Here is an 8,011-nt window from a genome sequence, read left to right as displayed (position 1 = left end):
CCGTGGCGCGGGCCGGACAGCGCGGCCAGGCCGGCGCTGACGGTGGCATGCAGCGGCGCGCCGGTGGAGGCGACCACGCGGGCGGCGAAGGCGGAGACGTTGAGTTCGTGGTCGGCGCACAGCAGCAGCGCGGCGCGCACCAGTTCGGCGAAGTCGGCGTCGCCGGGACGCCAGTGGTCGGCGATCAGGCGATGCAGCGGGCGTGCGTCCGGCGCGGTGCCGACCAGCAGCGCGGCGTTCTGCCGCAGCAGGGTGGCGGCGATCTCGCGGCGCACGCCGGGGGCGGCGTTGAGCGACTGCCGAAGCTCCAGGGCCAGTAGCGGGATGCAGGCCATGGCGCGTTCCAGCGGCGGCAGCGCGGCATGCCCGGCCAGTGGCGCCACTACCTCCGGCCAGGGCGCGACCGGGGCGCTGGCGAACGGGTCTTCGCCCTCCGGGCAGTCCCACAGCAGCCGCGCGACGTCCTCCAGGCTGGCGCCGGCGCGGACCATGGCCACCGCCGAACGCCCGCGATAGTAGGGGCCGTCGGGGCGGATCAGCGAGATCCGCGTCTCCAGCACCGGCAGGCCGCGGTCCAGGCTCTGCGCGGCACCACGCGCGGCGCCGCGGCCGGCGCGCTTGCGCTGCGCCAGCCGCTCCACTTCGGCGCGCAGGTAGGCGCGGCTGCGGTGGTCGGGACCGGCGCGCGAGCTGAGCAGGCCGCGGCTGACGTAGGCGTACAGGGTGGCGCTGCTGATGCCGAGCAGGGCGCAGGCCTGCGCTGCAGAGATCAGGTTGCGGTCGGGGCTGTCGGACATGAAGGGACGATAGGTTGATTCATTGAATCAAGATTGATCCATGCCGGCGAGAGTGCCAGATTGGCGCCCATCGCGGAACGCCCTGCGGGCGCCACCGCCTCTTCGTCAGGAGCCGCACATGTCCCTCGTTTCCCCCGGCGCCGGTTTCCGCGCCGCCCTGGCCGCCGAAGCGCCGTTGCAGGTGATCGGTGCGATCAACGCCAACCATGCGCTGCTGGCGCAGCGCGCCGGCTACAAGGCCATCTACCTGTCCGGCGGCGGCGTCGCGGCTGGTTCGCTGGGCCTGCCCGACCTGGGCATCAACACCCTGGACGATGTGTTGATCGATGTGCGCCGCATCACCGACGTGTGCCCGCTGCCGCTGCTGGTGGACATCGATACCGGCTTCGGGCCGAGCGCGTTCAACATCGAGCGCACCATCAAGGCGTTGATCAAGGCCGGCGCGGCCGCCTGCCACATCGAGGACCAGGTCGGCGCCAAGCGCTGCGGCCACCGTCCCGGCAAGGAGATCGTCAGCCAGGGCGAGATGGTGGACCGGGTCAAGGCCGCGGCCGATGCCAAGACCGATCCGGACTTCTTCCTGATCGCGCGCACCGACGCGATCCAGGCCGAGGGCGTGGACGCGGCGATCGAACGCGCCATCGCCTGCGTGGAGGCCGGCGCCGACGGCATCTTCGCCGAGGCCGCCTACGACCTGGACACCTACCGCCGTTTCGTCGACGCGGTGAAGGTGCCGGTGCTGGCCAACATCACCGAGTTCGGCAAGACCCCGCTGTTCACCCGCGACGAACTGGCGTCGGCCGGCGTGGCGATCCAGTTGTTCCCGCTGTCGGCGTTCCGCGCCGCCAACAAGGCCGCCGAGGACGTGTACACCGCGATCCGCCGCGACGGCCATCAGCAGGGAGTGCTGGAGCGCATGCAGACCCGCGAGGAGCTGTACGCGCGCATCGGCTACCACGCCTTCGAGCAGCGCCTGGATGCGCTGTTCGCCGGCAAGGGCGCATGATCGGCGGCGATTTTCCCGCCCGAGTCCGTCCATGAATCCCAATGCCGGTCCCTCTTCGTCGCTGCGCAGCCGCATCGATCGCCGCCAGACCGCGCGGCAGTTGCTGCAGACCGAACTGGAGAAGCTGCCCGAAGCCGAGCGCGAGGTGGTGGAGCGCTTCATCGCCAAGCGCCACGTGGCCCGCGACATCGTCACGCAGGCCGACCGCGACCGCTCGCTGGGCGAGCGCGTCGCCGACCGCGTCGCCGAGATCGGCGGCAGCTGGAGCTTCATCATCGGCTTCTGCGTGGTGCTGCTGGGCTGGATCGCGCTCAACAGCCTGGTGCTGGCGCGCGCCTTCGATCCGTATCCCTACATCCTGCTCAACCTGTGCCTGTCGTGCCTGGCCGCGATCCAGGCGCCGGTGATCATGATGAGCCAGAACCGCCAGGCGGCGGTGGACCGCCTGCGCGCGCAGAACGACTACGAAGTGAACATCAAATCCGAACTGGAAATCCTGCAGGTGCACGAGAAGCTCAACCAGCTGCGCGAGCAGGACTGGGCGACGCTGGTGGATCAGCAGAACCGCCAGATCGCCATGCTGCAGCAACTGCTCGAGCGCGCCGGGGCCTGGCCACCGGCGCCGCACGCCCCCTGATCCACTGCGTCCATCCGACCGCAACACCGGGAGATTCGCCATGAACGACACCGCTCCGCAGACCGCCCCCGCCTTCAAGCCGAAGAAATCGGTGGCCCTGTCCGGCACCGCCGCCGGCAACACCGCGCTGTGCACGGTGGGCCGCAGCGGCAACGACCTGCACTACCGCGGCTACGACATCCTGGACCTGGCGCGCACCAGCCAGTTCGAAGAGGTCGCCTACCTGCTGGTGCACGGCAAGCTGCCCAGCAACAGCGAGCTGCGCGGCTACAAGGCCAAGCTGCGCTCGCTGCGCGGCATCCCGGCCGCGGTCAAGGCCGCGCTGGAGCAGTTGCCGCCGTCGGCACATCCGATGGACGTGATGCGCACCGGCGTGTCGGTGCTGGGCTGCGTGCAGCCGGAGAAGGACGACCACAACCATCCCGGCGCGCGCGATATCGCCGACAAGCTGATGGCCAGCCTCGGCTCGATGCTGCTGTATTGGTACCACTACAGCCACAACGGCCGGCGCATCGAGGTGGAGACCGACGACGATTCGATCGGCGGGCATTTCCTGCGTCTGCTGCACGGCTTCAAGCCGCACGAGGAATGGGTGCAGGCGATGCACACCAGCCTGATCCTCTACGCCGAACACGAGTTCAACGCGTCCACCTTCGCCTGCCGGGTCATCGCCGGCACCGGCAGCGACATGTACAGCGCCATCGCCGGCGGCATCGGCGCGCTGCGCGGGCCCAAGCACGGCGGTGCCAACGAGGTCGCCTTCGAGGTGCAGAAGCGCTACGACACGCCGGACGAGGCCGAGGCCGACATCCGCGCGCGGGTCGAGCGCAAGGAAGTCATCATCGGCTTCGGCCACCCGGTGTACACGGTGTCCGATCCGCGCAACCAGGTCATCAAGGACGTGGCGCGCGAACTGTCCGAGGCGCAGGGCAGCCGCAAGATGTACGACATCGCCGAGCGGCTGGAGACGGTGATGTGGGACATCAAGAAGATGTTCCCCAACCTGGACTGGTTCAGCGCGGTCAGCTACCACATGATGGGCGTGCCGACGGCGATGTTCACCCCGCTGTTCGTGATCGCCCGCACCGCCGGCTGGAGCGCGCACATCATCGAGCAGCGCATCGACGGCAAGATCATCCGCCCCAGCGCGCACTACGTGGGGCCGGAGGATCAGGCGTTCGTGCCGATCGATCAGCGCAAGTGATGCGCCTGTACGCCTCGACCCCGAGTGACACTCCCCTCTCCCGTCGGGAGAGGGGTCGGGGGTGAGAGTACGGGCGCAGCCTCGTGGTGTTGGGTCGCAAGAGCTTCGCCCGTGTCCTCATCCGCCCCTCATGAGGAATCGGATTGCACCAGGCTTCGCCCGTACCCTCATCCGCCCCTCATGAGGAATCGGGTTGCACTAGGCTTCGCTCGTACCCTCATCCGCCCCTTCGGGGCACCTTCCCCCAAGAAGGGGGCCAAGGTCCCGAAGGGAGAAGGGGTCCTGTCTTCGCTTTTTTTCTACTGTAGCCAGCCATGAACAGCCACTACCGTAAATCCCTTCCGGGCACCGCGCTGGACTACTTCGACGCGCAGGCCGCAGTCGATGCGATCAGCCCGGGCGCCTATGCCGGCCTGCCTTACGTGTCGCGGGTGTTCGCCGAGAACCTGGTGCGTCGCTGCGATCCGGATCTGCTGCACGACGCCTTGCTGCAGTTGATCGAGCGCCGCCGCGACCTGGATTTTCCGTGGTTTCCGGCGCGGGTGGTGTGTCACGACATCCTCGGCCAGACCGCGCTGGTGGACCTGGCCGGGCTGCGCGATGCCATCGCCGAGCAGGGCGGCGACCCGGCCAAGGTCAATCCGGTGGTGCCGGTGCAGTTGATCGTCGATCACTCGCTGGCGGTGGAGTGCGGCGGCGACGATCCGCAGGCCTTCGCCAAGAACCGCGCGATCGAGGATCGCCGCAACGAGGATCGCTTCCACTTCATCGACTGGAGCAAGCGCGCGTTCCGCAACGTGGACGTGATCCCGCCGGGCAACGGCATCATGCACCAGATCAATCTGGAGAAGATGTCGCCGGTGATCTACGTGCACGACGGCGTCGCGTTTCCCGATACCTGCGTGGGCACCGACAGCCACACCCCGCACGTGGACGCACTGGGGGTGATCGCGATCGGTGTCGGCGGGCTGGAAGCGGAGAGCGTGATGCTCGGCCGCGCCTCGTGGATGCGCCTGCCGGACATCGTCGGCGTGGAGCTGAGCGGCCGTCCGCAGCCGGGCATCACCGCCACCGACGTGGTGCTGGCGCTGACCGAGTTCCTGCGCCAGGAGCGTGTGGTCGGCGCGTACCTGGAGTTCTTCGGCGAAGGCGCCGCCGCGCTGACCATCGGCGACCGCGCCACCATCTCCAACATGTGCCCGGAATACGGCGCCACCGCGGCGATGTTCTACATCGACCAGCAGACCCTGGACTACCTGCGCCTGACCGGGCGCGAGGAAGCGCAGGTGGCGCTGGTGGAGCAGTACGCGCGCACCACCGGACTGTGGGCCGATGCGCTGGCCACCGCGCAGTACGAGCGCGTGCTGCGCTTCGACCTGTCGCAGGTCGTGCGCAACATGGCCGGCCCCAGCAATCCGCACAAGCGCGTGGCGACCACCGAGCTGGCCGCGCGCGGCATCGCCGACCCGGCCAAGCTGGCCGCCGGCCAGGCCGAGCAGGCGCAGGGGCGCATGCCCGACGGCGCGGTGATCATCGCCGCCATCACCAGTTGCACCAACACCTCCAACCCGCGCAACGTCATCGCCGCCGGCCTGCTGGCGCGCAATGCGCGCGCGCGCGGCCTGGCCCGCAAGCCGTGGGTGAAGACTTCGCTGGCGCCCGGTTCCAAGGCGGTGCAACTGTACCTGGAGGAGGCCGGCCTGCTGCCGGACCTGGAAGCGTTGGGCTTCGGCATCGTCGCCTTCGCCTGCACCACCTGCAACGGCATGAGCGGCGCGCTGGATCCGCGCATCCAGCAGGAGATCGTGGAGCGCGACCTGTACGCCACTGCGGTGCTGTCGGGCAACCGCAACTTCGACGGGCGCATCCATCCCTACGCCAAGCAGGCGTTCCTGGCCTCGCCGCCGCTGGTGATCGCCTACGCCATCGCCGGCACGGTGCGCTTCGACATCGAGAAGGACGTGCTGGGCACCGACGCCGACGGCCGCGAGGTGCGGCTGAAGGACATCTGGCCCAGCGACGCCGAGATCGATGCGGCGGTGCGCGCCGCGGTGAAGCCGGAGCAGTTCCGCCGGGTCTATGCGCCGATGTTCAACGTGCGCGTGGAGCAGGGCGCGCCGGTGGCGCCGCTGTACGCCTGGCGCCCGCGCAGCACCTACATCCGACGCCCGCCGTACTGGGAAGGCGCGCTGGCCGGCGAACGCACGCTGCGCGGCATGCGCGCGCTGGCGGTGCTCGGCGACAACATCACCACCGACCACCTGTCGCCGTCCAACGCGATCCTGGCCGACAGCGCCGCCGGCGAATACCTGGCGCACATGGGCGTGCCGGAGGAGGACTTCAATTCCTACGCCACCCATCGCGGCGACCACCTCACCGCGCAGCGCGCCACCTTCGCCAACCCGAAGCTGATCAACGAAATGGCGGTGGTCGATGGCAAGGTGAAGCAGGGCTCGCTGACCCGGCTGGAGCCGGACGGGCAGGTGCTGCGTATGTGGGAGGCGATCGAAACCTACATGGCGCGCAAGCAGCCGCTGATCGTGATCGCCGGCGCCGACTACGGCCAGGGTTCTTCGCGCGACTGGGCGGCCAAGGGCGTGCGCCTGGCCGGGGTCGAGGCGATCGTGGCCGAGGGCTTCGAGCGCATCCATCGCACCAACCTGATCGGCATGGGCGTGCTGCCGCTGCAGTTCCTGCCGGGCACCACACGCACGACCCTGGGCATCGACGGCAGCGAGACCTTCGACGTGGTCGGCGCGTGCACGCCGGGCGCCACGCTGACCCTGCGCATCGTCCGCAAGGACGGCGCCGTGGTGGAGGTGCCGGTGCTGTGCCGCCTGGACAGCAACGAGGAAGTGTCCATCTACGAGGCCGGCGGCGTGCTGCAGCGCTTCGCCCAGGATTTCCTCGAGGACGCCCGCAGCGCCTGAGCCGGCTGCCGCTGTCATCGGGCGCGTGCCATGCTGGCCGCGCCCGCTACCGCCGAGGAGACCGCCATGACCACGTCCGCCGCCACCACCGGAACAGTCCACCTGCATCGCGTGCTGCGCGCGCCGGCCGAGCGCGTCTACCGCGCCTTCCTGGAACCGGCGGCGCTGGTCAAATGGCTGCCACCGCACGGCTTCGTCGCCACCGTGCATGCGCTGGACGCGCGGGTGGGCGGCAGCTACCGGATGAGTTTCACCAACCTCGGCACCGGCACCAGCAGTGCCTTCGGCGGCACCTACCTGGAACTGGTGCACGGCCAGCTGATCCGCCACACCGACCGCTTCGACAACCCGGACCTGCCCGGCGAGATGATCGTGACCGTGCGGCTGCGGCCGGTGGCCTGCGGCACTGCGCTGGAGATCGTGCAGGAGGGCATCCCGCCGCAGATCCCGGTGGAGTTCTGCCACCTCGGCTGGCAGGAGTCGCTGAGCCTGCTGACGCAGTTGGTCGAGCCCGAGATTCCCGATTCGCCCTGATCCGCCGTCTCTTCTTTTCGTACGCACCCGGAACCGCCATGGCCCACGCTCCGCAACTCCGCATCCCCGCCACCTACATGCGCGGCGGCACCTCCAAGGGCGTGTTCTTCCGCCTGCAGGACCTGCCCGCGGCGGCGCAGACGCCGGGCCCGGCGCGCGATGCGCTGCTGCAACGGGTGATCGGTAGCCCCGATCCCTATGCCAAGCAGATCGACGGCATGGGCGGGGCGACCTCCAGCACCAGCAAGACCGTGATCGTGGCGCCGAGCACGCGCCCGGACCACGACGTGGATTATCTGTTCGGCCAGGTGGCGATCGAGCGCGCGTTCGTGGACTGGAGCGGCAACTGTGGCAACCTGTCGGCGGCGGTGGGGCCGTTCGCGATCGCCGCCGGGCTGGTGGATCCGGCGCGGATTCCGCGCGATGGCGTGGCCACGGTGCGGATCTGGCAGGCCAACATCGGCAAGACCATCGTTGCGCAGGTGCCGATGACCGATGGCGCGGTGCAGGAAACCGGCGATTTCGAACTGGACGGGGTGACCTTCCCGGCGGCGGAGATCGCGCTGGAATTCCTCGACCCGGCCGCCGACGAGGACGGCGCCGGCGGCGCCATGTTCCCCACCGGCCACCTGGTCGACACGCTGGAAGTACCCGGCGTCGGCAGCTTCCAGGCGACCCTGATCAACGCCGGCATTCCCACCATCTTCCTCGAGGCGCAGGCGCTGGGTTACCAGGGCACCGAACTGCAGGACGCGATCAACGGCGATGCGCAGGCGCTGCAGCGCTTCGAGACCATCCGCGCGTACGGCGCGCTGCGCATGGGCCTGATCGCCACGCTGGACGATGCGGCGACCCGCCAGCACACGCCCAAGGTCGCCTTCGTCGCGCCGCCGGCCGACTACA

General features: G+C 69.5%; 7 protein-coding genes. 6 read left to right on the top strand and 1 reads right to left on the bottom strand.

Annotation, left to right across the window (positions count from 1 at the left end; genetic code table 11):
* Nucleotides 1-797, bottom strand: a 797-nt coding sequence (locus tag D588_RS0111090) for a citrate synthase (RefSeq protein ID WP_017916028.1), incomplete at its 3' end; no start/stop codon positions are given.
* A gap of 118 nt (nt 798-915) precedes the next feature.
* On the opposite strand from D588_RS0111090, the gene prpB reads away from it, so the two are divergent.
* From prpB to prpF, 6 genes are all read left to right on the top strand, one after another.
* Nucleotides 916-1,803 carry a methylisocitrate lyase gene (prpB, locus tag D588_RS0111085; protein ID WP_017916027.1) on the top strand — a complete coding sequence of 296 codons (888 nt, stop codon included), beginning with the start codon at nt 916-918 and terminating at the stop codon, nt 1,801-1,803.
* 31 nt (nt 1,804-1,834) lie between these two features.
* Complete coding sequence (locus D588_RS0111080) at nt 1,835-2,440, top strand: DUF1003 domain-containing protein (RefSeq protein ID WP_017916026.1); 606 nt, start codon at nt 1,835-1,837, stop codon at nt 2,438-2,440.
* A 40-nt stretch (nt 2,441-2,480) separates the two neighbouring features.
* Complete coding sequence (gene prpC, locus D588_RS0111075) at nt 2,481-3,644, top strand: 2-methylcitrate synthase (protein ID WP_017916025.1); 1,164 nt, start codon at nt 2,481-2,483, stop codon at nt 3,642-3,644.
* A 314-nt stretch (nt 3,645-3,958) separates the two neighbouring features.
* Nucleotides 3,959-6,574 carry a Fe/S-dependent 2-methylisocitrate dehydratase AcnD gene (acnD, locus tag D588_RS0111070; protein ID WP_017916024.1) on the top strand — a complete coding sequence of 872 codons (2,616 nt, stop codon included), beginning with the start codon at nt 3,959-3,961 and terminating at the stop codon, nt 6,572-6,574.
* Between the two features lie 30 nt (nt 6,575-6,604).
* A complete protein-coding gene (locus tag D588_RS0111065; protein ID WP_017916023.1) occupies nt 6,605-7,108 on the top strand; it encodes an SRPBCC family protein in 504 nt (167 codons plus the stop codon).
* Between the two features lie 38 nt (nt 7,109-7,146).
* Nucleotides 7,147-8,011, top strand: an 865-nt coding sequence (gene prpF, locus D588_RS0111060) for a 2-methylaconitate cis-trans isomerase PrpF (protein WP_017916022.1), incomplete at its 3' end; no start/stop codon positions are given.

This window comes from Xanthomonas sp. SHU 308 (assembly GCF_000364645.1).
GTDB classification, from domain to species: Bacteria; Pseudomonadota; Gammaproteobacteria; order Xanthomonadales; family Xanthomonadaceae; genus Xanthomonas_A; species Xanthomonas_A sontii.
Note: the sequence above shows the minus strand (reverse complement) of the source record. Positions and strands in the feature narration are given on the sequence as shown.

What these genes read in the sequence shown, in the direction of transcription:
- prpB (WP_017916027.1), top strand. Translation starts at nt 916, where the DNA reads ATGTCCCTCGTTTCCCCCGGCGCCGGTTTCCGCGCCGCCCTGGCCGCC.
- D588_RS0111080 (WP_017916026.1), top strand. Translation starts at nt 1,835, where the DNA reads ATGAATCCCAATGCCGGTCCCTCTTCGTCGCTGCGCAGCCGCATCGAT.
- prpC (WP_017916025.1), top strand. Translation starts at nt 2,481, where the DNA reads ATGAACGACACCGCTCCGCAGACCGCCCCCGCCTTCAAGCCGAAGAAA.
- acnD (WP_017916024.1), top strand. Translation starts at nt 3,959, where the DNA reads ATGAACAGCCACTACCGTAAATCCCTTCCGGGCACCGCGCTGGACTAC.
- D588_RS0111065 (WP_017916023.1), top strand. Translation starts at nt 6,605, where the DNA reads ATGCTGGCCGCGCCCGCTACCGCCGAGGAGACCGCCATGACCACGTCC.